Annotated in this window: 23 protein-coding genes and 1 tRNA gene; 5 read left to right on the forward strand and 19 right to left on the reverse strand. The window is 70.2% G+C overall.

Annotated features, from left to right (window positions below):
* Window positions 1-109: 109 nt before the first annotated feature.
* The 3 genes from EHF32_RS07085 to EHF32_RS07095 all read right to left on the reverse strand — a co-directional run bounded on the left by EHF32_RS07085 (window position 110) and on the right by EHF32_RS07095 (window position 2,661).
* Window positions 110-1,144 carry a ribose-phosphate diphosphokinase gene (locus EHF32_RS07085; protein WP_137417524.1) on the reverse strand — a complete coding sequence of 345 codons (1,035 nt, stop codon included), beginning with the start codon at window positions 1,142-1,144 and terminating at the stop codon, window positions 110-112.
* A complete protein-coding gene (glmU, locus tag EHF32_RS07090) occupies window positions 1,128-2,588 on the reverse strand; it encodes a bifunctional UDP-N-acetylglucosamine diphosphorylase/glucosamine-1-phosphate N-acetyltransferase GlmU (RefSeq protein ID WP_137417525.1) in 1,461 nt (486 codons plus the stop codon). Before glmU ends, EHF32_RS07085 begins: the two co-directional genes overlap by 17 nt.
* A 1-nt stretch (window position 2,589) precedes the next feature.
* Window positions 2,590-2,661: transfer RNA gene (locus EHF32_RS07095), tRNA-Gln, on the reverse strand.
* A 328-nt stretch (window positions 2,662-2,989) separates the two neighbouring features.
* Between EHF32_RS07095 and EHF32_RS07100 the strand changes: the two genes are divergently transcribed.
* Together EHF32_RS07100 and EHF32_RS07105 are read left to right on the forward strand one after the other, a co-directional pair.
* Entirely contained in the window at window positions 2,990-3,487 is a 498-nt protein-coding gene (locus EHF32_RS07100; RefSeq protein WP_137417526.1) for a MarR family winged helix-turn-helix transcriptional regulator, read from the forward strand.
* Window positions 3,484-4,011 (forward strand): hypothetical protein, encoded by a 528-nt coding sequence (locus EHF32_RS07105; protein WP_137417527.1) that lies wholly within the window; start codon window positions 3,484-3,486, stop codon window positions 4,009-4,011. The genes EHF32_RS07100 and EHF32_RS07105 overlap by 4 nt, the downstream gene beginning before the upstream one ends.
* 10 nt (window positions 4,012-4,021) lie before the next feature.
* Here EHF32_RS07105 and EHF32_RS07110 read toward each other — a convergent pair whose 3' ends face one another.
* On the reverse strand, window positions 4,022-4,891 hold the full coding sequence (locus EHF32_RS07110) for an SDR family oxidoreductase (RefSeq protein ID WP_137417528.1): 870 nt from the start codon (window positions 4,889-4,891) through the stop codon (window positions 4,022-4,024).
* A gap of 127 nt (window positions 4,892-5,018) precedes the next feature.
* Here EHF32_RS07110 and EHF32_RS07115 point away from each other — a divergent pair, with 127 nt between their 5' ends.
* On the forward strand, window positions 5,019-6,818 hold the full coding sequence (locus tag EHF32_RS07115; protein ID WP_137417529.1) for an ABC-F family ATP-binding cassette domain-containing protein: 1,800 nt from the start codon (window positions 5,019-5,021) through the stop codon (window positions 6,816-6,818).
* Between the two features lie 19 nt (window positions 6,819-6,837).
* Here the strand turns inward: EHF32_RS07115 and EHF32_RS07120 are convergent, their stop codons facing one another.
* The 9 genes from EHF32_RS07120 to EHF32_RS07160 all read right to left on the reverse strand — a co-directional run bounded on the left by EHF32_RS07120 (window position 6,838) and on the right by EHF32_RS07160 (window position 14,843).
* The gene (locus tag EHF32_RS07120) at window positions 6,838-7,830 is read right to left on the reverse strand and encodes an NAD-dependent epimerase/dehydratase family protein (RefSeq protein WP_137417530.1); all 993 of its coding nucleotides are present in this window, start codon (window positions 7,828-7,830) and stop codon (window positions 6,838-6,840) included.
* A 143-nt stretch (window positions 7,831-7,973) separates the two neighbouring features.
* Window positions 7,974-8,888 carry an ABC transporter substrate-binding protein gene (locus EHF32_RS07125; protein WP_137417531.1) on the reverse strand — a complete coding sequence of 305 codons (915 nt, stop codon included), beginning with the start codon at window positions 8,886-8,888 and terminating at the stop codon, window positions 7,974-7,976.
* A gap of 40 nt (window positions 8,889-8,928) precedes the next feature.
* Window positions 8,929-9,651: an ABC transporter permease gene (locus tag EHF32_RS07130; RefSeq protein ID WP_137417532.1), complete on the reverse strand. Its 723-nt coding sequence runs from the start codon at window positions 9,649-9,651 to the stop codon at window positions 8,929-8,931.
* The gene (locus tag EHF32_RS07135; RefSeq protein WP_137417533.1) at window positions 9,648-10,328 is read right to left on the reverse strand and encodes an ABC transporter permease; all 681 of its coding nucleotides are present in this window, start codon (window positions 10,326-10,328) and stop codon (window positions 9,648-9,650) included. The genes EHF32_RS07130 and EHF32_RS07135 overlap by 4 nt, the downstream gene beginning before the upstream one ends.
* Window position 10,329: 1 nt before the next feature.
* The gene (locus EHF32_RS07140) at window positions 10,330-11,151 is read right to left on the reverse strand and encodes an ABC transporter ATP-binding protein (protein ID WP_137417534.1); all 822 of its coding nucleotides are present in this window, start codon (window positions 11,149-11,151) and stop codon (window positions 10,330-10,332) included.
* Between the two features lie 19 nt (window positions 11,152-11,170).
* A complete protein-coding gene (locus EHF32_RS07145) occupies window positions 11,171-11,473 on the reverse strand; it encodes a DUF427 domain-containing protein (RefSeq protein WP_137417535.1) in 303 nt (100 codons plus the stop codon).
* A 118-nt stretch (window positions 11,474-11,591) separates the two neighbouring features.
* Complete coding sequence (locus EHF32_RS07150; RefSeq protein WP_137417536.1) at window positions 11,592-12,899, reverse strand: GNAT family N-acetyltransferase; 1,308 nt, start codon at window positions 12,897-12,899, stop codon at window positions 11,592-11,594.
* 28 nt (window positions 12,900-12,927) lie between these two features.
* Window positions 12,928-13,860, reverse strand: coding sequence for a 4-(cytidine 5'-diphospho)-2-C-methyl-D-erythritol kinase (locus tag EHF32_RS07155; protein ID WP_443189862.1), 933 nt, complete (start codon window positions 13,858-13,860; stop codon window positions 12,928-12,930).
* Window positions 13,857-14,843 (reverse strand): aldo/keto reductase, encoded by a 987-nt coding sequence (locus EHF32_RS07160; protein WP_137419160.1) that lies wholly within the window; start codon window positions 14,841-14,843, stop codon window positions 13,857-13,859. Before EHF32_RS07160 ends, EHF32_RS07155 begins: the two co-directional genes overlap by 4 nt.
* A gap of 159 nt (window positions 14,844-15,002) precedes the next feature.
* Between EHF32_RS07160 and EHF32_RS07165 the strand changes: the two genes are divergently transcribed.
* Window positions 15,003-16,580, forward strand: a complete 1,578-nt coding sequence (locus EHF32_RS07165; RefSeq protein ID WP_137417538.1) for a stealth conserved region 3 domain-containing protein — start codon at window positions 15,003-15,005, stop codon at window positions 16,578-16,580.
* On the opposite strand, the gene EHF32_RS07170 is transcribed toward EHF32_RS07165, so the two are convergent.
* From EHF32_RS07170 to rsmA, 3 genes are all read right to left on the reverse strand, one after another.
* Window positions 16,531-17,448, reverse strand: a complete 918-nt coding sequence (locus EHF32_RS07170) for a phosphodiesterase (protein WP_137417539.1) — start codon at window positions 17,446-17,448, stop codon at window positions 16,531-16,533. The two genes, EHF32_RS07165 and EHF32_RS07170, sit on opposite strands and share 50 nt — an antisense overlap.
* 133 nt (window positions 17,449-17,581) lie before the next feature.
* Window positions 17,582-17,989 carry an arsenate reductase ArsC gene (locus EHF32_RS07175; RefSeq protein ID WP_137417540.1) on the reverse strand — a complete coding sequence of 136 codons (408 nt, stop codon included), beginning with the start codon at window positions 17,987-17,989 and terminating at the stop codon, window positions 17,582-17,584.
* Window positions 17,986-18,831, reverse strand: a complete 846-nt coding sequence (gene rsmA / locus EHF32_RS07180) for a 16S rRNA (adenine(1518)-N(6)/adenine(1519)-N(6))-dimethyltransferase RsmA (protein ID WP_137417541.1) — start codon at window positions 18,829-18,831, stop codon at window positions 17,986-17,988. The genes EHF32_RS07175 and rsmA overlap by 4 nt, the downstream gene beginning before the upstream one ends.
* 71 nt (window positions 18,832-18,902) lie before the next feature.
* On the opposite strand from rsmA, the gene EHF32_RS07185 reads away from it, so the two are divergent.
* Window positions 18,903-20,354 carry a sugar porter family MFS transporter gene (locus EHF32_RS07185; protein ID WP_137417542.1) on the forward strand — a complete coding sequence of 484 codons (1,452 nt, stop codon included), beginning with the start codon at window positions 18,903-18,905 and terminating at the stop codon, window positions 20,352-20,354.
* Window positions 20,355-20,581: 227 nt separating this feature from the next.
* On the opposite strand, the gene EHF32_RS07190 is transcribed toward EHF32_RS07185, so the two are convergent.
* Genes EHF32_RS07190 through EHF32_RS07200 form a run of 3 tightly spaced genes read right to left on the reverse strand, consistent with a single transcriptional unit; the run spans window position 20,582 to window position 24,105 of the window.
* Window positions 20,582-21,460, reverse strand: coding sequence for a TatD family hydrolase (locus tag EHF32_RS07190; RefSeq protein WP_137417543.1), 879 nt, complete (start codon window positions 21,458-21,460; stop codon window positions 20,582-20,584).
* Between the two features lie 4 nt (window positions 21,461-21,464).
* The gene (metG, locus tag EHF32_RS07195) at window positions 21,465-23,036 is read right to left on the reverse strand and encodes a methionine--tRNA ligase (RefSeq protein WP_137417544.1); all 1,572 of its coding nucleotides are present in this window, start codon (window positions 23,034-23,036) and stop codon (window positions 21,465-21,467) included.
* Window positions 23,037-23,088: 52 nt separating this feature from the next.
* Complete coding sequence (locus EHF32_RS07200) at window positions 23,089-24,105, reverse strand: LacI family DNA-binding transcriptional regulator (RefSeq protein WP_137417545.1); 1,017 nt, start codon at window positions 24,103-24,105, stop codon at window positions 23,089-23,091.
* Window position 24,106 lies beyond the last annotated feature (1 nt).

Here is a 24,106-nt window from a genome sequence, read left to right on the forward strand (position 1 = left end):
CACGTCCCTCGCGCTGTCGTAGCCGTCCGCTTCATGCGGCGGCATAGACCATCCTGCGCAGTGGACTTTTGTGACCCCTATGAATCCCGGGAAATGTGGATAAGAACGGTCAGGCGGCGCCGTCGAACATGCTCGTGACCGAGCCGTCCTCGAAGACCTCGCGGATCGCGCGGCCCAGAAGCGGCGCGATCGGCAGCACGGTGAGCGCGGGGAAACGCTTCTCTTCGGGAAGCGGAATCGTGTCCGTCACCACGACCTCGTCGATCGACGCATCCTGCAGGCGTTCGGTGGCCGGATCACTGAAGACGGCGTGCGTCGCCGCGACGATGACCCGTTCCGCACCGCTGGCCTTCAGCGCCTGCGCCGCCTTCACGATCGTGCCGCCGGTGTCGATCATGTCGTCGACCAGCAGGCACACGCGGCCCGCGACCGAGCCGACGATCTCGTTGACGGTGACCTGGTTGGCGACGTTGGGATCGCGACGCTTGTGGATGATCGCCAGCGGCGCACCGAGGCTGTCGGACCACGTGTCGGCCACCCGCACCCGGCCGGTGTCCGGTGAGACGACCGTGAGCTTCGCCCGGTCCTCGGGAGTCAGGGTGCGCTCGAAGTACTCGAGGAGCACGGGCTTCGCGAAGAGGTGGTCGACGGGACCGTCGAAGAACCCCTGGATCTGGGCGGCGTGCAGGTCGACGCTCATGACGCGGTCGGCGCCCGCCGTCTTCAGCAGGTCGGCGACCAGGCGGGCGCTGATGGGCTCGCGACCGCGACCCTTCTTGTCCTGGCGGGAGTACGGGAAGTACGGCGCCACGACGGTGATGCGCTTGGCGGATGCGCGCTTGGCCGCATCCAGCATGATGAGCGTCTCCATGAGCCACTCGTTCACCGGCGGGCCGAAGCTCTGCAGCAGGAAGAAGTCGCAGCCGCGGATCGAGACCTCGAAGCGCGTCAGGATCTCGCCCGACGCGAAGGTGCGGTACTCCGTGGGAACGAGCTGCGTGCCCAGCTGCGTGGCGACCTCCGCCGCCAGCTCGGGGTGCGAGCGCCCCGAAGCCACGACGAGACGCTTCTTGGTCTTGGCGACCAGTCCCGGAGCGATCCCGCGCTCACGATCCAGATCGACCGTCTTATCTTTGCGTGCCATCGCCAGCTTCCTGTGCGGTCCGTGCGCGCTTCGCCGCATCAGCTGCGGCCGTGCCCGGCCTGTTGTTCTCGACCCATCCCTCGACGTTGCGCTGAGGGGCGACGCTGAGAGCCAGGGCACCGGCCGGAACATCCTTGCGGATGACAGCTCCGGCACCGGTTTTCGCGCCGTCTCCGATCTTAACCGGCGCCACGAACACATTGTGCGAGCCGCTGTGCACCTCGTCACCGATCTCGGTGCGGTGCTTGGCGATGTCGTCGTAGTTCGCGGTGATCGCGCCGGCTCCGAGGTTGACGCCGCGTCCGATCGTCGTGTCGCCGATGTAGGACAGGTGCGGAACCTTGCTGCCCTCGCCGATCTGGGAGTTCTTCGTCTCGACGAAGGTTCCGATCTTGCCGTCGGCCGCGAGGGTCGTGCCCGGGCGGAGGTAGGCGAACGGTCCGACGCTCGCGCGCGGCCCGATGACGGCGAGGGTCGCATCCGTGCGGCGCACGACCGCATCCTCCCCGACCTCGCAGTCGGTGAGACTCGTGTCGGGGCCGATCGTCGCGCCCGCGGCGACCGTCGTCGCCCCGAGGAGGTAGGTGCCCGGCAGCACGGTCACGTCTTCGGCGAGGGTCGCGTCGACGTCGATCCAGGTCGTCGCCGGATCCAGGATGCTGGCGCCCGCCGTCTGCCAGCGGCGCACCGTGCGGGCGTTGAGGATGCGGGCGGCCTCGGCGAGCTGCACCCGGTCGTTGACGCCGAGGGCGGCAGCGGGGTCGGGCGACTGTCCGACGGCGATGCGCTCGCCGGCGCGGCGGGCCAGTGCCACCACGTCGGTGAGGTACTTCTCGCCCTGCGCGTTGGCCTGGCCCACCTCGGGGAGGTGTCGGCGCAGCGCGTCGGCACGGAAGACGTAGACCCCCGCGTTGATCTCGGCGACCTCGGCCTCGTGGTCGGTCGCATCCTTCTGCTCGACGATGCGCTCCACGTCGCCGGACGCGTCGCGCAGCACCCGGCCGTAGCCGGTGGGGTCGGCCAGGACAGCGCTGAGCAGGGTCACGGCCGCCTCGCGCGCCCGGTGGGTCTCCACGAGCGCACGCAGCGTCTCGGCTTCGAGCAGTGGCACGTCGCCGCTGAGCACGAGCACGTCGCCGTCGAAGGTGTCGAGGCCCGCGAGCCCGAGCTCGACGGCGCGTCCGGTGCCGGGGATCTCGTCCTGGTCGACGACGACCGCGTCGGGCGCGAGCGCCGCGACCGCCTCGGCGACGAGTGTGCGCTCGTGCCGCACCACGACCGCCACGCGCGCGGGCTCGAGCACGTGCGCGGTGCGCAGCACGTGGCCGACGAGCGGTTGCCCGGCGAGCGGATGCAGCACCTTGGGCAGGCGGGAGCGCATACGCGTTCCCTGACCGGCGGCGAGGACGATGACGGCGAGCGGTGCGGTAGGCGATTCCGACATGCTCCGCCGCCAGGACTCGAACCTAGACCTCACAGCTCCAAAGGCTGTCGTGCTGCCATTACACCACGGCGGACCGCCCGCTCTCGGGCGGGCTCCCCCAGTCTGCCACCTGCCGCCCGACGCGCCCGCATCCGCTCTCGACCTCACCGCATCCGGATCCCACCGGATCCGGATGCGCATCCGCCGCCGTCCGGGCAGCCCGCTGCCCGCGAGAGTGCATCTTCTGCACGAGATCACGGGTGGATGACAGTGATCTCGTGCTCGAAATGGGCCCACGCGCCAGAGGCTCCGCGTCCGCGCAGCGGGCGTGGAGAAGGCGTGGGGACAGTCTCGCGGGGAGGATGTGGGATGACGGTGCGGGCGGGTGCGCGCCCGAGGGCGCCGGTCGCCATAATGTCCTCATGGCCACAGAGAGCGACGAGGTCGACCGCATCGTCGGATCGTGGATGACCCAGCGCCCTGACCTCGATTTCTCGCCGCTCGAGGTGCTCTCCCGTGTCGACCGCCTTTCGCGGCACCTCGACCGCGCCCGGCGGGAAGCGTTCCGTCGCAGCGATCTGGAGCCCTGGGAGTGGGATGTGCTCTCGGCCCTGCGGCGTTCCGGGGAGCCGTACCAGCTCAGCCCGAAGCAGCTGCTGCAGCAGACGCTCGTCTCCAGCGGCACCATGACCAACCGCATCGACCGACTCGTCGGACGTCGACTCGTGCGCCGCGAGGCGGATCCCGCCGACGGCCGCAGCGTGCACGTGATCCTCACCGACGAGGGCCGCACCCGCGTCGACGCCGCCATCACCCGCCTGGTCGATGCCGAAGCCCTGCTGCTGCAGCGACTCTCCCGCGGCGACCGCGACCGCCTCGCCGCCCTGCTGCGCAAACTCTCCCTGGGATTCGACACATGAGCGAAGACACCGCCGCCATCACGCCCGTTCCGGATGCGGCCGGGCACAGCAGGCTGCAGCGCTGGTTCGACAACCGCTTCCGCACCCCGGTCGCCATCTACGGCCTCATCGTCTACACGACGGTCGTGCTGATCGCCGACGAGGAGGGCCCCGTCAGCGAGATGCTCGCGATCGCGATCAGCAGCCTCATCGTCTTCTACCTCGCTCACGTGTTCGCGCACACGCTGTCGGACCACGGCCGCCACGGCCTGGGGGCGGCGACACGGCTCGCCTTCGTCCATTCGCTCGGCATGATCTACGCGTGCGCGCCGTCGACGATCGCCATGATCATCACGGCGTTCTTCACGACGGATGCGGGCGACGTGCAGGATGCGGCGATCTGGACGGCCCTCGCGATGCTCGCCGTCCTCGGTTTCTCGGCCTACGCCCGCACCGGCGCGAAGCTCTGGGTGCGGCTGCTCGGCGCAGTCGGCACGGCCCTGTTGGGCCTACTGGTCGTCATGCTGGAGTTCCTTCTGCACTGAGCGCTGCCGCTCATCCCAGAGAGAACCCGCCGTCACCGGTGAGCACCTGCCCCACCACCCAGCTGCCCGCGGCGCTGGTCAGCCAGGAGATCAGTTCCGCCGCGTCCTCGGGGCGGCCGAAGCGTCCGAACGGGGTCGTCCGGAGGTACTCCTCGACGCCGTCCAGCGGACGGTCCGCGGTCTCGGCGTCCAAGTAGCCGGTGTTCACCGGACCCGGGTTCACCGTGTTGAGCACGATGCCGAGCTCCAACAGCTCCGCGGCGACCGATGCGGTGATGCCGGCGAGCGCGGCCTTGCTCGTCGCGTAGGCGATCTCTCCCCGCATGGGCCCGTGGATCTGACCCGAGGTCATCCAGATGACGTGGCCCTGCGGCGCAGCGTACGGCTTCGCGCCGCTCACACGCTCCCCCGGGCGCCGCTGCTCGTCACGACTCGGAGCCTTGCGGCGGGCGAACTCCGCCGTCAGCAGCAACGTCGAGCGTGCGTTCACCTGCCAGAACGCGTCGAGACGCGCGGGCGTCATGTCGAGGATGCTGCCGTCGTCGCCGCTCTTGGCGTGATTGCAGACGAGGATGTCCACGGCGCCGGTCGCGGCGGCGGCCGCATCCATCACCCGATCGATGGCCCCTTCGTCCGCGAGATCGGCGCCGACGTCGGTCAGCACCGCTCCGGGCGCGAGCTCGGAACGGATGCCGGCGCGGACGGCGTCGAGATCGTCGGCTCCCCACGGCTGGTCGGCGTCGTGCGGACGATGGTGCTGGATGACGAGGTGTGCGCCGCGTGCGGCGAGTGCGCGGGCGACGGCGTAGCCGATGCCGCGACGGCGCGAGACGCCGGTGACGAGAGCGGTCCGGCCGCTCAGCGGAAGATCTGCGTGCATGGGTGAACCCTTTCCGAGGCGCGCGAGCGCGCGTTGACGGGAGAAGAAGGCGGGTCACCGGCATTGCATGCTGCGAGCGTAGCAACCGCACCGGGCGCGCGAGGCGGTCATCTAGCCTGGAAGCAACATGGCTCATCTACTCGGCGGCGAAGCCCTCCACCTCGAATACCCGACGAAGGTCGTCTTCGATTCCGTCTCGCTCGGTGTGAACGAGGGCGACCGCATCGGCATCGTCGGCCGCAACGGCGACGGCAAGTCCACCCTTCTCGGAATGCTCGCCGGACGCACCGAGCCCGACAGCGGACGGGTCACCGTCCGCGGCGGCGTGCGCATCGGCGTGCTGGATCAGGCCGACACCCTCGTCGACGGACGCTCGATCGGCGAGAGCGTCGTCGGCGACCGCCCCGAGCACGAGTGGGCGGGCGACGCCCGCGCCCGCGACGTCATCTCGGGGCTCCTCGGCGACCTCGACTGGGATGCGGATGTCGCCACCCTCTCCGGTGGCCAGCGGCGCCGCGTGGCGCTCGCGGCACTCCTCGCCGGCGACTGGGACGTCATCGCCCTCGACGAGCCCACCAATCACCTCGACGTGGAGGCGATCAGCTGGCTCGCCGCGCACCTGAAGAAGAGATGGCCCGCCACCGCCGGCGGCCTGCTCGTGGTCACACACGACCGGTGGTTCCTCGACGAGGTCTGCACCGTGACCTGGGAGGTGCACGACCGCATCGTCGAGCCCTTCGAAGGCGGCTACGCGGCGTACATCCTGCAGCGCGTCGAGCGCGACCGCCAGGCTGCGGCCATCGAGTCGAAGCGGCAGAACCTGGCCCGCAAGGAGCTGGCGTGGCTGCGACGCGGCGCGCCCGCACGCACCTCGAAGCCGAAGTTCCGCATCGATGCGGCGAACGAACTCATCGCCGATGTCCCCGAGATCCGCGACAGCGTGTCGCTGCGTTCCCTCGCCGTCGCCCGACTCGGCAAAGACGTCGTGGACCTGCTCGACGCCTCCGTCTCCTACGACGACCGCGAAGTGCTGCACGAGGTGGAGTGGCGCATCGCCCCCGGTGAGCGCACCGGCATCCTCGGGGTGAACGGCGCCGGCAAGTCCACGCTGCTGAGGCTCGTCTCGGGCGAGATCGCACCGACCGCGGGGCGTGTGAAGCGCGGCAAGACCGTGCAGGTCGCGACGCTCTCGCAGCGCATGGACGAGCTCGACGAGCACCTCGACTCCCCCGTGCGCGTCGTGCTCGCCGGTCTTCGCACGACCTACTCGTTCGGGGCGGGGTCGAAGGCGCAGGAGCTCACCCCCGGTCAGCTGCTCGAACGCCTCGGATTCTCCAGCGCGCAGCTCTCGACCCCGGTCAAGGATCTGTCGGGGGGCCAGAAGCGGCGCCTGCAGCTGCTTCTCGTCCTGCTCTCACAGCCCAACGTGCTGATCCTCGATGAGCCGACCAACGACCTCGACACCGACATGCTCGCGGCGATGGAGGATCTGCTCGACTCGTGGCCGGGTACCCTCGTCGTCGTCTCGCACGACCGATACTTCCTCGAGCGCGTCACCGACCAGCAGTACGCGATTCTCGACGGCCGACTCCGGCACCTGCCCGGCGGCGTCGACGAGTATCTACGCCTGCGTGCCGCACAGCCGGCGAACACCGGGGCGGAGCGGCAGAAGCCGGCGGATGCGGCGGCCGCATCCCCCGCGCTCGCGGGTGCCGAGCGTCGCGCCGCCGAGAAGGAGCTGTCGGCGATCGACCGGCGCCTCGCGAAGCTGCAGACCGAGATCGCCGCGCTGGACGCCCGGTTCGCCGACGCCCACGACGACTACGACCGGCTCCTCGAGCTGCAGCGCACCCGTGACGGGTACGTCGCCGAGGTCGCCGGGCTCGAAGAGCGCTGGCTGGAACTCGGCGAGGCGCTCGACGACTGAGCGCCCCGCCGAAGGTTCGTCAGGCAGGGACGGTCTCGCGCGGATGCTCGACGCACCAGGCGAGGCAGGCGCGGATCTCGCCCAGCACATCGTCGGGTTCGACGTCGAGGGCGATCGTGTCCGCCACATCCCCCACCGCGCGCTTCTCGCCCAACAGTGCCGTGTCTGCGGGGTGCAGACCGAACTCGCGACCGACCGCCTGCACCTCGGCCTCGCGGGCCTCGGAGGTGGGAAGCAGGTCGCCGAGCGGCACCACGGCGACGTCGTGCGGGTCGCGCCCGACCGCCTCGCAGCACAGTTCGAGGAACTGGGAGTGGCTGAGCTCGTAGGCGCTCAGGGTGTACCGGCTGCCGTGCGTGCCCCGCTCCATCGCTCCGACGGCGGCCTGCGCGACCTGGCGCACGGTGACGGCGGATGTGGACCCGCCCAGCACCGGGATCGGACCGCCGCTGGATGCGACCGCATCCAGCACGGCCTGCCAGCGGGGGCGCTGCCCGGCCACGACGCCGAAGATGTACGGCAGGCGCAGCACCATGACATCCATCGCGCCGTCGCCCTCGAGCACCGCGACCTCCTCCTGCGCGTAACGGGAGCGAGGGTAGGCGTTGCGGGTGCGGAACCCGAGCTCGGGCCAGCGCTCCCCCCACTCGGCGGTGTCGGAGCCGAAGACGATGAAGCGCCCGACACCGGCAGCGCGCGCGAGGCGTGCGAGGCGCTGCGTCGGGACGACGTTGGCCTCGTAGTAGAAGCGGGATGCGGGGGCGGGCGGGAGCGTGCGCTCATCGGCACCCATCGCGAAGAACACCGCATCCGTGCCGGTCAGCAGGTCGGCCAGCTCACCATCGGTCATCAGGTTCAGGTCGCCCCAGTGCGCGTCGACCTCGACCGGCAGCTCCGGAGCGTCGGTCGCCGGAAGCGCGAGGGTCGCGACCCGATAGCCGCGACGCAGGAGCTCCTGCGTGGTGTGGTAGCCGAGGAGGCCGGTGCCGCCGACGACGAGTGCGCGTTGCATGATGAGCCCTTCCGCGCCGATCCCCTCGGCGCCCTGTGTCTTCGACGCTAGGCGCGCGCATCCGGACGCAGCAGGGGCGAAGGTCCCACGACGAAGGGACCCCGGCGCGGTGCACGCCGAGGTCCCTTCGCTGATGGATGCGGTCAGCTCAGGCCGTTGTCCGCCAGCCACTTCTTGGCGATCTGGTCCGGCTGCTGCTGGTCGACCGTGCTCTCGACGTTCAGCGCGACGAGGCCCTCGGGCGTCAGCGCGGCGCTCACCTTGTTGATGACGTCGGCGATGTCGCCGGCGACGTCCTTATTGACGAGCGGAACGACGTTCGACGCGAGGAACAGCGACTTCGGGTCTTCCAGAACCTTCAGCTTCTGGGTCTGGATCTGCGGGTCGGCCGTGAACACGTTGGCGACGTTCACGGTGCCGGCCACGAGGTCTTCGACCGTGGTCGCGCCGGTCGCCTGGAAGGCCACGTCGATGCCGTAGGTGCTCTTGAGACCGGTGGGTCCGTACGGACGGTCGGCGAGCTCGGGCGGGCCGCCCAGGGTCAGCGGCTCGGTGACCTTCGAGAGGTCGGCGATGGTCTCGAGGCCCCACTGCTCGGCGAACGCCTCGGTGACCGTGTACGAGTCCTGGTCGCTCGCCGTCGACTGGTCGAGCACCGTGAGGTTCTCGGGCAGGGCCTCCTCGAGCGCCGCGTAGACGTCGTCGGACGAACGCGCCTCCGTGTCCGGCTCGAAGAACTGGAGCAGGTTGCCGGTGTACTCCGGGAACAGCGTGATGGCGCCGCTCTCGAGTTCCGGCAGGTACGCGTCGCGCTGACCGATCGTGAAGTCGCGCTGCACCGTGAAGCCGGCGCCCTCGAGCGCCTGGGCGTAGATCTCCGCGATGATCTCGTTGGAGTAGTAGTCCTGCGAGCCGACGACGATCGTGTCGGACGGCGCCTTCGTCTGGTCGCCGTCCGAGAGCGGGTCGGAAGAGGACGCGCAGCCGGCGAGAGCCAGCGCCGAAGTGAGTGCGACGGCGCCGACGAGGGCGACGCGGCGACGGAATGCTGTGGACATGGTGTTCCTTCCTGGTGGATTCGGGACGTGTGCGGCAGGCTCAGACGGCCTGCACGGGTCGGGAGCGGAGCCGCCGCGGCGTGCGCGACGACGCCTGGACACGGATGCCGGCGGGCACGGCGGCACGCTGGGCGAGAGCGAGCAGCGCATCGAGCACGAGCGCGAGGAGGGCGACGACGATCGCCCCGCCCAGCACCTGGTCGATCCGCCGCAGAGGAATGCCCTGGATGATCGGCAGGCCGAGTCCGCCGAGGCCGACGTAGGCGGCGATCGTCACGGTGGCGACGACCTGCAGGACGGCCGAGCGGATGCCGCCGACGAGCAGCGGGAGGCCGAGCGGAATCTCCACGCGCCACAGGATCTGCCACTCGGTCATGCCCATCGCGCGGGCGGCGTCGATGACGCGCCGGTCGATCGCCTCGAGCCCGGTGTAGGCGCCGGCGAGCAGGGCAGGGATGGCGAGGACGACGAAGGTCACGACCGCCGCTTCCGGCTTGTGCAGCACTCCCATGAGCAGCACCAGCAGCACCAGCAGGCCGAAGGACGGCACAGCGCGGGCGGCGCCCGAGATGGCCACCGCGATCTCACGGCCGCGGCCGGTGTGGCCAATGGCGAGGCCCGCGGGAATCGCGATCACCCCTGCGATCGCGACGGCGACCGCCGTGTAGCCGAGCTGCTGGAGCAGCAGCACCTGCAGCGCGCTCGGACCGCTGTACTGCTCGGGCGAGAACAGCCAGACGATCGCATCCCAGAACACGTTCATGCCGCGGCCTCCGCTCGCGCGGCCACACGACGACGGGTCGGGCGGACGGTGCGGGTCCACGGCATCAGCAGGCGCCCGAGCAGTACGAGCAGGAGGTCGATGAGGAGCGCCAGGATGACGACGGCGACGACACCCGCGAAGACCTCCTCGAGGATGCGGCGCTGCAGTCCGTTCGTGAAGAGATAGCCGAGGTTGGTGACGCCGACGAGGATGCCGACCGTCGCCAGCGAGATAGTCGAGACCGCCGCGACGCGCAGGCCCGCGAGGATCACCGGCCCCGCCAACGGGAGATCGACGGCGAAGAACCGCCGGAAGCCGCCGTAGCCCATGGCCGTCGCCGCCTGGCGGATGCCCGCATCCACCGAGTCCAGGCCGTCCGTCACGGCGCGCGTGAGGATCGCGATCGCGTAGATCGTGAGTCCGACGATGAGGTTGAACTCGGTCGGGATGCGGTAGCCGAGAGCCGTCGGCAACAGGATCAGCAGCGCGAGGGACGGGATGGTGTAGAGCAGGCCTGTGACGGTGATGACCCAGCCGCGCAGCAGGCGGTACCGCCACGCCACCCACCCCAGCGGGATCGACAGGACGAACCCGACGACGATGGCGATGAGGCTCTGGCGCAGGTGGTCGAGAGCCAGCTCCGCGATCATCCCGAGGTTCGCGAGGACCCAGGTCATCTCACCCGCCGTCCTCGACGAGGGCGCCCTGCGTGCGGCCCTCGGCGTCGACGACCACCGTGCGTCCGCCCACGTCCCTCAGCCGGAGCGCGCGCTTGCCCTTGTCGGCGCCGATGAAGGCGGAGACGAAGTCGTCGGCGGGAGCCTGCATGATCTCGCTCGGGCTGCCGACCTGGAGCTTCTGCGCCCCCTTCGCGAGGATCACGACCTGGTCGCCCAGCAGGAATGCCTCGTCGATGTCGTGGGTGACGAACACCACGGTCTTGCCGAGGTCGCGCTGCAGTCGGATCAGCTCCTGCTGGAGTTCCGCGCGCACGATCGGGTCGACCGCGCCGAACGGCTCGTCCATCAAGAGGATGTTGGGGTCGGCCGCGAGTCCGCGCGCCACGCCCACCCGCTGCTGCTGCCCGCCGGAGAGCTGGCTCGGATAGCGGTCGGCGAGGGCCGTGTCGAGCCCGACGGTCTCCATGAGCTCGAGCGCCCGCCGCCGCGCATCACGGCGAGAGGTGCCGCCCAGGACCGGCACGGTGGCGATGTTGTCGGCGACGGTGAAGTGCGGCAGCAGACCGGAGTTCTGCATGACGTAGCCGATCCGCCGGCGCAGCGACACGGGCGAACCCGCCGAGACGTCCTCGCCGTCGATCTCGATGACACCTGCGGTCGGCTCGACCATGCGGTTGATCATGCGCAGCAACGTCGTCTTGCCGCATCCGGACGAGCCGACGAGCACGGTCGTCTGGCGCGACGGGATGACCAGGGAGAAGTCGTTGACCGCGCGCGTGCCGTCGGGGAACTGCTTGTCGACGCCGCGGAACTCGATCATGCCCGGTCCCGCGCCGCGGTCACTCGGTGACCTCGACTTCTTTCCAGAAGGCCACGTATCCCGAGAAGTCCGCGCCGACTTTCTCGATCGCGCCCGGATAGGGCTCGGGATACGACCATGCGCGGTCGGCGAGCTCGCGGCCGTCCGCCGTGACCGTGAAGTAGTGCGCCGCGCCCTTCCACGGACAGGTGTAGGGCGTCGGGCTGTCCACGAGCACGCCCTCGGCGATGCTCGCCGGCGGGAAGTACCAGTTGCCCTCGATGCGGATCAGATCTTCCTCCGGAGCCTCCGCGAGCACCGTGTCACCCAAAACAGCCTTCATCGCCGCCTCCCAGCCGGGCCGGATCCCCGCAGAACAGCGGAGGTGCACCTACGTTACCGACCCCCGACGACACGGGCTCCGGCGGTTGCGTCACGCGGCGTCATGTGCTGGCGTCACGTCAGTACCAGTAGCTCAGCCGCACCGGGAGGTGCCATCCGAACAGACGGGCGAGCGCCACGGGGTCCTGGGCGTCGATACGACCCGCCGCGGCCAGCGTCACCGCCGAGACCTGACCCAGGAAGATCGCGGCGAGCTCCGCGACGCCCAGGTGCGCGTCGGCGGGATCGCCGGTCTCTGTCACGGAGGCAGCTCCCCCCTCGTCGACACTCAGGCGGAACCGGCCGCCCGCGAGACCCAAGGGGTCGTGCACGTCGAGCACGACCGACCCCGCGCCCTCGTAGCGCCGCCCGCTCAGCAGCGCGGGCGTATCGAGCACGCGCAGGTAGTGGTGGTCACGGAGGGTGAGCGTGGCGGCCCGGCGGTCGGAGATCATCCACAGCAGCGGCTCGTCCACGGCCAGCTCGCTCGCGCGTACCGTGCCGATCAGATCCATCTCGATGAAGAAACGCCACAGACCCGCGTAGGCGTCCGCATCCGCCGCGGCGAGGTAGGCGATCGTGACGGTCGATCGCGTGAAGTCGTCGTGGTTCTCGTCGACGGAGTAGAGGGCGAGACCGGTGATCTCGCCGGATGCGGCCGTGTACTGCACCGCGCGGGTGTGCCCGGGCTTCTCCGCATCGGCGCGGGTGCCCGCGAAGCGGTCCCAGTGCCCGCGCGGCATCTCGACCTCACCGGGCGCGTGCGCGCGGATGCGATCGAAGAGGTCCGGGGCGAGTTCGCGCCAACGCTCCCGGGCGATGAAGTCCACGCGACCCGACGGGGAGGGTCCCGCCCACGCGGCGCGCTTGACGTCGATCTCGATGCTCGCGGCGGCCACGGCCTGCGCGAACCCGAATCGGCCGTAGAGCGTCGACTCGCTCACCGTCAGGCTCGCGACCGGCAGCCCCAGCGCCGCGGCCGTGCGCAGCTCGCCCTCCATCATCGCGCGCCAGATGCCGCGCCGGCGATGCGTGGGCGCCACGGTGACGGAGCTGATCGCGCAGGAGTCGACGACGCCGCCGGGCACGGTGAGCTCCCCCACCCACGAGGCGAGGGTCCCCACGGGCACCTCGGGCTGGGGAGCGGACTCGTCGAGCACCGCGATCATGCGGCGATGCCCGCGGAACCCGCGACCGGTCTCGCGCTGCGCATCCGTGGGCTCGTCTCCCAGGAAACCGCGGGTGACCGCGGCCTGCCAGCCGTCGAAGGCGCGATCGTCGTCGTCGGCGAGACGCACGAGCTGCAGGCCGTCGCCCGCCAGACGCGCAGCGGATGCGGCGTCGACGGGCCCCTCGTGCTGACGGGTGATGAGGTCGTGGGCAGACATGCGTGTCCTCCTGATGAGCGGCGCGCGCTCAGTCGATGATTCGGGCGCCGGGCACCGGCCCGTGCACGTGGTGGGCGACGTACCCGCTCGCGCTGAGCACGATCTGGAGCTCGATCGCGGACTCGGCGTCGGCGGCGAGGAACGCGAGCGTGGGCCCTGATCCCGAGACGAGACCCACCAGCGCCCCCTCACGCTCCCCCGCCTCCAGGACCTCGCCGAGACGGGGACGCAGGCTCAACGCCGCGACCTGCAGGTCGTTGCGGGCCGACGAGGCCAGCATGGCCGCATCTCCCGCTCGAAGCGCGTGCAGCACGTCGTTGTCGACGCGGGGTCGCCGTGCGGCCGGCGAGATGTCGAGCGCGTGCCGGGCACGATGCTCGTCCAGCGCGCGGTACACCTCGGGCGTGGACAGGCCGTCCTGGCTCGTGACGATGACCCAGTCGAACCGGCCGCGGGCGAGCGCGGGGCTGAGTTCGTCGCCCCGGCCCACGCCGACCGCGGTGCCGCCCATGAGCGCGAAGGGCACGTCGGCCCCCAGCCGCGCGGCGAGCGCCTGCAGCTGCGGCGTTCCCAGCCGGGTGTCCCAGAGGGCATCGCAGGCCAGGAGCGTCGCCGCCGCATCCGCGGATCCGCCACCCATGCCTCCCGCGACGGGGACGCCCTTGTGGATCTCGAGATGCACACCGCCGCGGTAGCCGGTCTCGGCCGCCAGGAGCCGTGCCGCGCGGACGGCGAGGTTGCGGTCGTCGAGCGGCACCCCCGCCACGTCGACGGAGCCGGTCACCTCGACGCTGATCGTGTCGGCCGGCGTCGCCCAGACGTCCTCGAACGCCGACACGGCCTGGTACGCGCTCGCGACATCGTGATAACCGTCGTCCTGCACCTGACCGACCTCGAGGAAGACGTTGATCTTCCCCGGGGCGCGCACATGGACGCGCGACGACACTCGCGAAACGCTCACAGTTTCGAGGACACCGCCCACAGGTCGACGTCGATGCCCTCCGCCAGCGCGTCGATGCGCTCCAGCTCCTCCGTGTCGAACGCGGGTCCGGCGAGAGCCGCGAGGTTCTCGTCGATCTGCTCGACGCTCGACGCTCCGATGAGCGCCGAGGCAACCGTCGGCTCGCGCAGCACCCACTGGATCGCCACCTGGGCGAGGGTCTGGCCCCGCTCCTTCGCCACCACGTTGAGGCCGCGCAGCGCCGCGATCGTCGCGTGCGAGAGGGGCTTGTCGGGCAACGAGTTGCGGGTCTGCGAGCGTTGGCCGCGGCCGTCGCCGAGGTACTTGCCGGTCAGCAGACCCTGCGCCAGCGGAGTGAACGCGATGGCCGACATCTCCTCCTGGCGCAGAACGCCGGTCAGGCCGTCCTCGACCCAGCGGTTGAGGATCGAGTACGCCGGCTGGTGGATCACGAGCGGGGTTCCGAGGCTGCGCGCGACCGCGCTGGCGACGGCGGTGCGCTCGGCGCTGTACGACGAGATGCCGACGTAGAGCGCCTTGCCCTGGCGCACCAGGGTGTCGAGTGCGCCGATGGTCTCCTCGATCGGCGTCACCGGGTCCACCCGGTGCGAGTAGAAGATGTCGACGTAGTCGAGGTTCATGCGCTTCAGGGACTGCTCCGCACCCGCGAGGATGTGCTTGCGGGAGGCGTAATCGCCGTAGGGGCCGGGCCACATGTCCCAGCCCGCCTTGGACGAGATGATCAGCTCGTCGCGGTAGCGGCCGAAGTCCTCGCGCATTATGCGTCCGAAGTTCGTCTCCGCGGCGCCGTAGGGCGGGCCGTAGTTGTCGGCGAGGTCGAAGTGCGTGATGCCGCTGTCGAAGGAGTGACGGAGGATCTCGCGCTGCTTGTCGAACGCGACGTTGTCACCGAAGTTCCACCACAGTCCGAGCGAGATCGGCGGCAGATACAGACCCGATCGCCCGACCTGGCGGTACTCCATCGCACCGTAGCGCTCGTCGGCGGCGGTGTAGGGACGGTGGATCTCGGGGACGTTCGGACGGAAACGCGGCGCAGTCACCCCTGCAGCCTATCCACGGCGGCCTCGGATCGCGGACCCTTGCGAAACTCGCCCGAAATGCGCGCGCTCTACGCTGACGAGATGGTCTCTCTGTCTGCTCTTCCCGCCGACCCCCACCCCTGGGCGGCGCTTCTGACGCGTGAGGACATCGTGCTCGAATCGGGCATGCTCCACCTCCGCCACGACGATCTCTCACCGCTCGACGCGCACCTCGCGGATCTCGCGATGATCGCGGACGCGCTGACGGATGCCGGCATCGAGCCGCTGCTGATCCGCCACGGGCTGCGCGACGAGGCGATCGTCGTGGACGTGGCCGATCAGGACCGCGCGTGGGAGGCCGTGACGCGGCTGTGCGTCGGCGAACCGGTGTACGTCAAGCCCAAGGGCTTGAGCGCGGTGCCCGCTCCCGATCACACCCCGCGACGCGGCGCACCGAGCGCCCTGCGCGTCTTCCGCCCGCGGCTGGCGGGATCGCTCCGTTACGGCGCAGCGCACGGCGTGCGCCTCGAGTTCTGGCGCTTCGGCGCCGAGACGGTCGAAGCACCGCATGCCAACGCGCTGACCCGGCGCACCATCGCCGCAGCCGACATCGAGCGTGTCAGCATCCAGCGACACGGGCGCACCTGGCAGAGCCTGCGCGGCATGTTCGACCCGCATCCGAACGAGATGGTCGACGACATCGACATGGTCTTCTCGTGGGTCGACGGCTCGTCGAGCGAGTTCCAGCGTCAGCGCGCGGCGCAGATGGCCGGTTACGTGGTGGGCGAAGGGGACGACGGACCGGCCCGCTACCGGCACGTCGACGAGCTGCGCTACGCGCTGCGCAGCGTCTACATGTACGCGCCGTGGGTGCGTCGCATCTTCATCGCCACGGACTCGCCCACACCCGCTTGGCTCGCCGACCACCCGCGGGTGACGGTCGTGCGCAGCGAGGAGTTCTTCGCCGACACCTCGGTGCTGCCGATCCACAACTCCCACGCCGTCGAGGCGCAGCTGCACCGCATCGACGGGCTCGCCGAGCACTTCCTCTACTCGAACGACGACATGTTCTTCGGCCGGAGCGTCGCGCCGGAGCTGTTCTTCTCCCCCGCCGGCATCTCGCAGTTCGTGGAGTGCGACGTGCGCATCGGGACAGGGCCGAACGCCCCGCACCGCAGCGGCCACGACAACGCACTGCGGGTGAACCGGGAGCTTCTGCGCGAGCGCTTCGGCCGCACCATCACGCACGACCTCGAGCACTGCGCGACGCCCCTTCGCCGCAGCGTGATGGCCGAGCTGGAGCAGACGTTCGCCGAGGACTTCGCGCGCACCGCCGCATCCCGGTTCCGCTCGGCCACCGACATCTCCGTGACCAACAGCCTGTACCACTATTACGCCGCCTTCACCGGGCGCGCGGTGGCGACGACGGCCCCGCGCACCCGCTACTACCAGACGACCATGGCAGAGTCGTTGCGACGCATGAGCAGGCTTGCCGAGCGCCGCGACGTCGACATGTTCTGCCTCAACGACGGCGGTTCGGCCGAGGTTCCCGAAGAGGTGCGCGTGCGCGTGGTGACCGAGCTCCTGGAGCGCATGTTCCCGGTACGCGCGCCGTGGGAGCTCCCCGCGGTCAGCGCAGGATCGGGATGGGAGCGGTCGGAGGCGTCCGCCCTGCGCTGACGTCCTGCGCGATGCCCGCCGAGTGCAGGCGGCGCTGCGCCTCGACCGGGTCGATGTACTCGAGCGGATGCGGCGCGTCGACCGTGACGACGGAGTGCACGACGGTCTCGGCGAACACGTGCACGAGGTTGTACGACTGCGCGCCGTCCTGCGGGCGCGTTCCGCCGACCGGGACCGTGAGGTCCTGGGCGTAGCAGGTCGAGGACGCGACCGAGACCGGGATGCCGGCGAACGTCGCGAAGGTCGAGTAATGCAGGTGGCCGGCGATGATCGCCCGCACGTCGCTGCCGCGCAGCACGTCGGCGAGCGCGCGCTGATCGCGCAGCTCGACGCTCGCCGCGAGCGGGAGCACACTCGGCACGGGCGGATGGTGCATGGCGAGGATCGTGCCGAGCGGTGCCGGCTGGGCCAACTGCTCCCGCAGCCAGGCGAGCTGTGCGGGGCGCAGCTCGCCATGGTGAGCACCGGGGACGGTCGTGTCGAGCGTGATCAGGCGGAGTCCGTCGATCTCGTCGACGCGGTCGAACGGGGTGGTGGCGGGGGCCGCATCCAGCAGGCGCGCGCGGAACGCTCCGCGCTCGTCGTGGTTGCCCATCACCCAGAACACCGGAGCGTCCAGGTGTCGGGCGAAGGGCTCGACGAGGTCGCGCAGGGCCGTGTACGCATCCGCCTCGCCCAGGTCGACGAGGTCGCCCGTGAACACGATGCCGTCGGGACGGATGCCGCTCGTCTCGATGCGCTCGAGCGCGCGCTCGAGCAGGCGGAGCCCGTCCACGCGGTCGAACAGCTTCGGCCCCGGCGCTCGCAGGTGGGTGTCGCTCAGGTGCAGCAGTACGCGTTCGGCCGCCGGATACTCCCCAGCACGCATGGGTCCGTCCCTTTCACGGGCCGCTCGGGCGCGGCCTTCGTTCCCGCGAATGTTACCGGCATGTTTCGTACCGGCGGCTGAACACACGGTGAATCCCTCAGTTGCAGCCGGTGACGATCCGGGGCGGGAGCGATCAGTCGGTGAGGACGCCGAGCTCGACGAGCAGTCGGCGAACGCGCGCCTCGATGTCGTCGCGTACCCCGCGGACCATGTCCGGCCCCTGTCCGGCGGGGTCGCGCAGCTCCCAGTCCTCGTAGCGCTTGCCGGGGAAGATCGGACAGGCGTCCCCGCATCCCATCGTGATCACCGCATCCGCCTGGCGGACGTCCTCGGTGGCCAAGAGCTGCGGGACGTTGCGGGTGATGTCGATTCCCCGCTCGGCCATGACCTCCACGGCGACGGGGTTGATCGCGGATGCGGGCTCGGAGCCGCCCGAGCGCACCTCGACGCCGTCGCCGCCGAGCGCGCGGGCGAAGCCGGCGGCCATCTGCGAGCGGCCGGCGTTGTGGACGCAGACGAAGAGGACGACGGGGACGCTCATGGCCGGACGCGGGCGATCCGCTGGAAGTCGTCGATCGTCAGCTGCTCGCCCCGGAGGGTCGGATCCACGCCGGCCGCCTCGAGCACGGCGCTCGCGGATGCGGCCGAGCCGCCGAACAGTCCCGACAGCGCCTGGCGCAGCATCTTGCGGCGCTGCTGGAACGCGGCGTCCACGACACGGAACGTCGCGACGCGCTCCGCCTCGTCACCGCGCGCCTGGGGGTCGCGTCGGAATCCGACGAGCACGCTGTCGACGTTCGGGACCGGCCAGAAGACCTGGCGCGACACGGTCCCCGCCAGCCGCCACGAGCCGTACCAGGCGGCCTTGACGCTCGGGGCGCCGTAGACCTTGGACCCGGGAGGGGCGGCGAGGCGCTCGCCGACCTCGGCCTGCACCATGACGACGCCGCGCTGGAGGTGATCGAAGTGCTCGAGGAAGTGCAGGAGCACCGGCACCGAGACGTTGTAGGGCAGGTTGGCCACGAGCACCGTGGGCTCGCCGGGCAGGTCCCGGATGGTGAGCGCATCCGCATCCACGACGCGCAGCATCCCGTCGCGCACCCCGTGGGCGCGTGCGGTGGCCGGCAGTCGCTCGGCGAGCCGGTGATCGATCTCCACCGCCACCACGCTCGCGCCCGTCTCGAGGATCGCGAGGGTGAGGGAGCCGAGCCCGGGCCCGACCTCCACGACGTGCTCACCGGCCGCGACGCCGGCGACCTGCACGATCTTTCGCACCGTGTTGGCATCGACGACGAAGTTCTGCCCCAGTTTCTTCGTCGGAGTGACATCGAGCTCGGCGGCCAGCGCGCGGATCTCGGCCGCGCCGAGCAGGTGCACGGTCATGTGTATAACCCTAGACAACCGTCGAGCCAAGTCCGACCCTGAGAGAACGCTGGCAGGGTTAGGGTGACGAAATGACCACCGAAGCACTCCCCACGGGGACGTTCTCGATGCGCAGTCCGTTCGGACGCCGGGCGATCGGACTCTCCGTCGCCGCGGCCGTGGGCGGGTTCCTCTTCGGGTTCGACTCCTCCGTCATCAACGGCGCCGTGAAATCCATCGAGGCGGACTACACGAAGGAGCCGATCCTCACCGGCTTCGTCGTGGCGGTCGCGCTCCTCGGCTGCGCCGTCGGTGCGATCCTCGCCGGCGCCCTCTCCGACCGTTTCGGGCGCCTGCGCGTGATGCTGCTGGGCTCGGTGCTGTTCCTCATCAGCTCGGTCGGCTCCGCGCTGACCTTCAGCGTCCCCGACCTGATCGTGTGGCGCGTGCTGGGCGGTCTCGGCATCGGCATCGCCTCGGTGGTCGCGCCGGCCTACATCGCGGAAGTCGCCCCGCGGCAGATCCGCGGGTCGCTGGCGTCGCTGCAGCAGCTGGCCATCACGCTCGGCATCTTCGCCGCGCTCCTGAGCAACGCGGTCCTGGCAGGCGCGGCGGGCGGTGCCGACGACACGCTCTGGTGGGGGCTGGAGGCCTGGCGCTGGATGTTCCTCATCGGCGTGATCCCCGCCGCCGTCTACGGCATCCTCTCGTTCACGATGCCCGAGTCCCCCCGCTACCTGCTCGCGCGGGGCCGCACCCAGGAGGCGAAGGAGATCTTCGCCCGCCTCGTTCCCGCCGCCGACCTCGACAAGACCGTCAACGAGCTGACGACCGCCATCGAGACGGACCGCAAGAACGCGAAGGCCAGCCTCGCCGGCCCCGCGCTCGGGCTGAATCCCATCGTGTGGATCGGCATCATCCTGTCGGTGTTCCAGCAGTTCGTGGGCATCAACGTGATCTTCTACTACTCGACGACGCTCTGGCAGGCGGTCGGTTTCGACGAGAGCAACGCGCTGCTGGTCAGTGTCATCACGAGCGTCACCAACGTGCTCGTGACCCTCATCGCGATCTTCCTCGTGGACCGGGTCGGACGTAAGCCCATCCTGCTGACCGGCTCCGTCCTGATGGCGCTGTCGCTGGGGGCCATGGCGCTGTCGTTCTCGTTCGCCACCGGAGAGGGCACCGACATCTCCCTGCCCGGTCCCTGGGGGCCGGTCGCCCTGGTCGCGGCGAACCTGTTCGTCGTCGGCTTCGGCGCCTCGTGGGGGCCGCTCGTCTGGGTCCTGCTCGGCGAGATCTTCCCCAGCCGCATCCGCGGCAAGGCCCTCGGCGTGGCCGCCGGCGCCCAGTGGATCGCGAACTTCCTCGTGTCGTGGACCTTCCCGGAGCTCTCGGCCTGGTCGCTGCCCCTGACCTACCTCATGTACGCGATCTTCGCGGCTCTGTCGTTCGTCTTCGTGCTCTGGAAGATCCCCGAGACCAAGGGCATGGAGCTCGAACAGACCGAGACGCTGTTCGTCAAGAAACCCCGTCAGAAGAAGTGAGAGGAGCCGACATGACCAACAACTCCAAGTCGCACGAGGAGATCCGCGAAGAGCGGGAGAAGGCGCAGAAGGAGAAGGACCGCCTCGAGGCGCAGGAGGAGAAGCGCCTCGACGACGAGGACCGCTGAGCCGCATCCCTCCATCAGGAGAAATCCCCCCTGCAGGACGATCAGAGACAGATCATCCTGCAGGGGGGATTTTTCCTGCGATGCGGATGCGGCGCGCCGTCAGTCGAAGGAGCCGTAGACGGCGAGTGTGTTGGCAGCCAGCTGCGCGGCCAGCTCGTCGGCGTCCATGTGCAGCTCCGCGGCCATGAACCGCACCGTCACCGGCACGAGGTAGGGCGCGTTGGGACGCCCTCGGTAGGGAGTGGGGGTGAGAAACGGCGCGTCGGTCTCGACGAGGATGTGCTCCAACGGCGTCACGGCGAGCGCATCGCGCAGGTTCTGCGCGTTCTTGAAGGTGATGTTGCCCGCGAAGGACAGGTGGTAGCCGCGCTCCGCCGCGATCCGCGCCATGTCGGCGTCGCCGGAGAAGCAGTGGAACACCGTGCGCTCGGGCGCACCCACGCGCTCAAGCGTCTCGAGCACCGCCTCGTGCGCGTCGCGGTCGTGGATCTGCATCGCGACGCCGTGCTTCTTCGCGAGCGCGATGTGCGCCTCGAAGCTCTCGTGCTGCGCTGCCAGCCCCTCGGACTCGGTTCGGAAGAAGTCCAGACCCGTCTCCCCGATCGCGCGCACGCGAGGCTGGGCCGCGAGCTCGTCGATCACGGCGATGGCCTCTCCGAGCCGCCCCGCCGCCGCGTAGGCGGGTGCCTCGTTCGGGTGGATCGCGACAGCGGCCAGCACCCGCGGATGCGAGGCGGCCGCCCACGCCGACCAGCGGCTCGACTCGATGTCGCCGCCGGCCTGCACCACCCCGGCGATGCCGACGGATGCGGCGCGCTCGAGCTGTTCGTCCAGCGACATCGCCTCGTCGCCGTCCTGGATCTCCAGGTGGCAGTGGTTGTCGTAGAGCGCGACGCCCAGGGGCTCCGGCGACGGCGGGTAGCTGACGTCGCGGCTGCCCTTCTCGCGCTGGCGCACGTACTGGCTGGGATCGCTCATCGGGTCACTGCTCGACGCGCGGGAACAGCGGCGAGAGGCCGTTGACGCTCGTCCCGGGTCGCAGCGCGCCCCAGACCCCGGCCTCGCGCAGCGGCTGGTCCTGCAGCCGGCCGAGCGACTCGGCCGCCCCGAGGGCGATCCACAGCTTCTCGGTCGCGACGGGCATGACCGGCGACAGCAGCACGGCGAGCGCGCGCAGTCCTTCGGCCGCCGTGTAGAGCACGGTGCCGAGGCGCCCGGCCTGCTCCGGATCCTTTGCGAGCGCCCACGGCTCGTTCTCGGTGATGTACCCGTTGAGTGCGTCGACGATCGTCCAGATGGACGTGATCGCCTCGTCGATGCGGAAGCGTTCCATCGCCGCGTCGGCGGATGCGGCCGCATCCGCCACGGTCTGCTGGATGGCCAGATCCGCGTCGGTGTACGTCGCGGCGGGCGGCACGATCGCCTCGAAGTAGCGCTCGATCATCGCGACCGTACGGGAGGCGAGGTTGCCGAAGCCGTTCGCGAGCTCGGCCTGGTAGCGCGCCGACAGGTCCTCCCAGGAAAACGAGCCGTCCTGCCCGAAGGCGATCGCGGAGAGGAAGTAGAAGCGGTAGGCGTCCGACCCGAACACGTCGGTGATCTCGGTGGGCGCGATACCGGTGAGCTTCGACTTCGACATCTTCTCGCCGCCCACGAGCAGCCAGCCGTGGGCGAAGACGCCACGCGGCACCTCGAGACCCGCGGCCATCAGCATCGCCGGCCAGATGACGGCGTGGAAGCGCAGGATGTCCTTGCCGACCACGTGGTACGCGGGCCAGCGGCGTTCGAAGTCCTCCTCGTCGACGCCGTAGCCGATGGCCGTCGCGTAGTTGAGCAGCGCGTCGACCCAGACGTAGATCACGTGCTGCGGGTCCCAGGGCACCTGGATGCCCCAGTCGAACGCCGACCGGGAGATCGAGAGGTCCTTCAGGCCCGAGCGCACGAAGGAGACGACCTCGTTGCGCGCCGACTCGGGACGGATGAAGTCGGGGTTCTCCTTGTAGAGCTTCAGCAGAGGCTCCGCGAACTCGCTCAGCTTGAAGAAGTAGTTCTTCTCCTGCAGCAGTTCGAGCGGCTTCGAGTGGATCGCGCAGACCTTGAGACCCTCGAACGCCCCCGTGCCGTCGAGGATCTCGGACTCCGGCTTGAACTCCTCGCAGCCCACGCAGTACAGCGCCTCGTACTCGCCCGCGTAGATGTACCCGCGGTCGTAGATGGCCTGCACGAAACGCTTGACGCCCTCTTCGTGGCGCTCCTGGGTCGTGCGGATGAAGTCGTCGTTCGCGACGTCGAGGCTCTCCAGCAGCGGGAACCAGGCTTCGCTCACGAGCTTGTCGACCCACTCCTGCGGCGTGACGCCGTTGGCCGCTGCCGCGCGGAGCATCTTCTGCCCGTGCTCGTCGGTGCCCGTCAGCATCCAGGTGTCGTCCCCCGACTGGCGGTGCCAGCGCGCGAGCGTGTCCACGGCGACCGTCGTGTACCCGTGACCGATGTGCGGGACATCGCTCGGGTAGTAGATCGGCGTCGTGATGTAGAAGGAACGGCCGTTGCTCACCCGTAGATTCTAGGCGGCGCCCGAGGGGCCCGCCGCCCTGTGACGGGTCTGCTCAGGCGCTGTCTCGAACGACCAGCTCGGTCGGCAGGGTGATGCTGCGCCGCGGCTCACCCTCGATCACCTCGAGCAGCAGCGTGACCATCTCGGCGCTGATGCGGTCCCAGGGCTGGCGCATCGTGGTCAGCGGGGGCTCGTGCGCGGCGGCGAGTCCGGAGTCGTCGAAGCCCGCCACCGCGACGTCCTCGGGCACGCGAAGACCGGCGCGACGCAGCGCCACGACAGCGCCGGCGGCCATCATGTCGGATGCGGCGAACACGGCGTCGATGTCGCGGGTGCGCTCGAGCAGTCGCGACATGGCGAGGGCGCCCGATTCGCGGCTGTAGTCGCCGTGCTCGACGAGGTCGGGGTCGAATGCCTCACCCAGCTCCTCCCGGAAGCCCACGAGCCGGTAGCGTCCGCCCGGGGTGTCGTCGGGACCGGCGATCATCGCGATGCGCCGGTGTCCCCGATCGAGGAGGTGGCGGGTCATCACGCGCGCGGAGCCCTCCTCGTCGACCGCGACCGCGGCGAGGTCGCCCTGGTGCCCGAGTGGGAGCCCGCACGAAACGGTGGGGACGCCCGCATCCAGGAGGGAGTCGAGCAGCGGGTCGGCCTCGTGCGAGGAGATGAGCAGGACGCCGTCGACATGCCCCGCGCTGACGAAGTGCGCCACGTTGGCACGCTCCTCCGGAGTGCCGGCGACCAGCAGCACGAGCGTCATCGACCGCTGGGAGAGGGCCTCGGCGGCGCCGCGCAGCAGCAGCGAGAAGTTGGGGTCGGCGAACAGCAGATGCTGCGGCTCGGTCAGCAGGAACGCCAGGGAGCCGGCGCGTCCGGTCGCGAGCGAGCGAGCGGCGTGGTTGGCCGTGTATCCGGTGCGCCGGATCGCCTCCTCGACGGCCGTGCGGGCGTCGGGCGACACCCAGTGCCCGCCGTTGATCACGCGGGAGACCGTGCCGCGCGAGACGCCGGCGGCGGCGGCGACGTCCCGGATGGTGGGGCGGCGCCGGGCGATGGTCGTGTCTTCCACG

The sequence above is a fragment of the Microbacterium sp. RG1 genome (assembly GCF_005347485.1).
GTDB classification, from domain to species: domain Bacteria; phylum Actinomycetota; class Actinomycetes; order Actinomycetales; family Microbacteriaceae; genus Microbacterium; species Microbacterium binotii_A.

Coding starts and splice junctions, on each gene's coding strand:
- EHF32_RS07085 (WP_137417524.1), bottom strand. CDS start 1,144: ATGGCACGCAAAGATAAGACGGTCGATCTGGATCGTGAGCGCGGGATC.
- glmU (WP_137417525.1), bottom strand. CDS start 2,588: ATGTCGGAATCGCCTACCGCACCGCTCGCCGTCATCGTCCTCGCCGCC.
- EHF32_RS07100 (WP_137417526.1), top strand. CDS start 2,990: ATGGCCACAGAGAGCGACGAGGTCGACCGCATCGTCGGATCGTGGATG.
- EHF32_RS07105 (WP_137417527.1), top strand. CDS start 3,484: ATGAGCGAAGACACCGCCGCCATCACGCCCGTTCCGGATGCGGCCGGG.
- EHF32_RS07110 (WP_137417528.1), bottom strand. CDS start 4,891: ATGCACGCAGATCTTCCGCTGAGCGGCCGGACCGCTCTCGTCACCGGC.
- EHF32_RS07115 (WP_137417529.1), top strand. CDS start 5,019: ATGGCTCATCTACTCGGCGGCGAAGCCCTCCACCTCGAATACCCGACG.
- EHF32_RS07120 (WP_137417530.1), bottom strand. CDS start 7,830: ATGCAACGCGCACTCGTCGTCGGCGGCACCGGCCTCCTCGGCTACCAC.
- EHF32_RS07125 (WP_137417531.1), bottom strand. CDS start 8,888: ATGTCCACAGCATTCCGTCGCCGCGTCGCCCTCGTCGGCGCCGTCGCA.
- EHF32_RS07130 (WP_137417532.1), bottom strand. CDS start 9,651: ATGAACGTGTTCTGGGATGCGATCGTCTGGCTGTTCTCGCCCGAGCAG.
- EHF32_RS07135 (WP_137417533.1), bottom strand. CDS start 10,328: ATGACCTGGGTCCTCGCGAACCTCGGGATGATCGCGGAGCTGGCTCTC.
- EHF32_RS07140 (WP_137417534.1), bottom strand. CDS start 11,151: ATGATCGAGTTCCGCGGCGTCGACAAGCAGTTCCCCGACGGCACGCGC.
- EHF32_RS07145 (WP_137417535.1), bottom strand. CDS start 11,473: ATGAAGGCTGTTTTGGGTGACACGGTGCTCGCGGAGGCTCCGGAGGAA.
- EHF32_RS07150 (WP_137417536.1), bottom strand. CDS start 12,899: ATGTCTGCCCACGACCTCATCACCCGTCAGCACGAGGGGCCCGTCGAC.
- EHF32_RS07160 (WP_137419160.1), bottom strand. CDS start 14,843: ATGGAGTACCGCCAGGTCGGGCGATCGGGTCTGTATCTGCCGCCGATC.
- EHF32_RS07165 (WP_137417538.1), top strand. CDS start 15,003: ATGGTCTCTCTGTCTGCTCTTCCCGCCGACCCCCACCCCTGGGCGGCG.
- EHF32_RS07170 (WP_137417539.1), bottom strand. CDS start 17,448: ATGCGTGCTGGGGAGTATCCGGCGGCCGAACGCGTACTGCTGCACCTG.
- EHF32_RS07175 (WP_137417540.1), bottom strand. CDS start 17,989: ATGAGCGTCCCCGTCGTCCTCTTCGTCTGCGTCCACAACGCCGGCCGC.
- rsmA (WP_137417541.1), bottom strand. CDS start 18,831: ATGACCGTGCACCTGCTCGGCGCGGCCGAGATCCGCGCGCTGGCCGCC.
- EHF32_RS07185 (WP_137417542.1), top strand. CDS start 18,903: ATGACCACCGAAGCACTCCCCACGGGGACGTTCTCGATGCGCAGTCCG.
- EHF32_RS07190 (WP_137417543.1), bottom strand. CDS start 21,460: ATGAGCGATCCCAGCCAGTACGTGCGCCAGCGCGAGAAGGGCAGCCGC.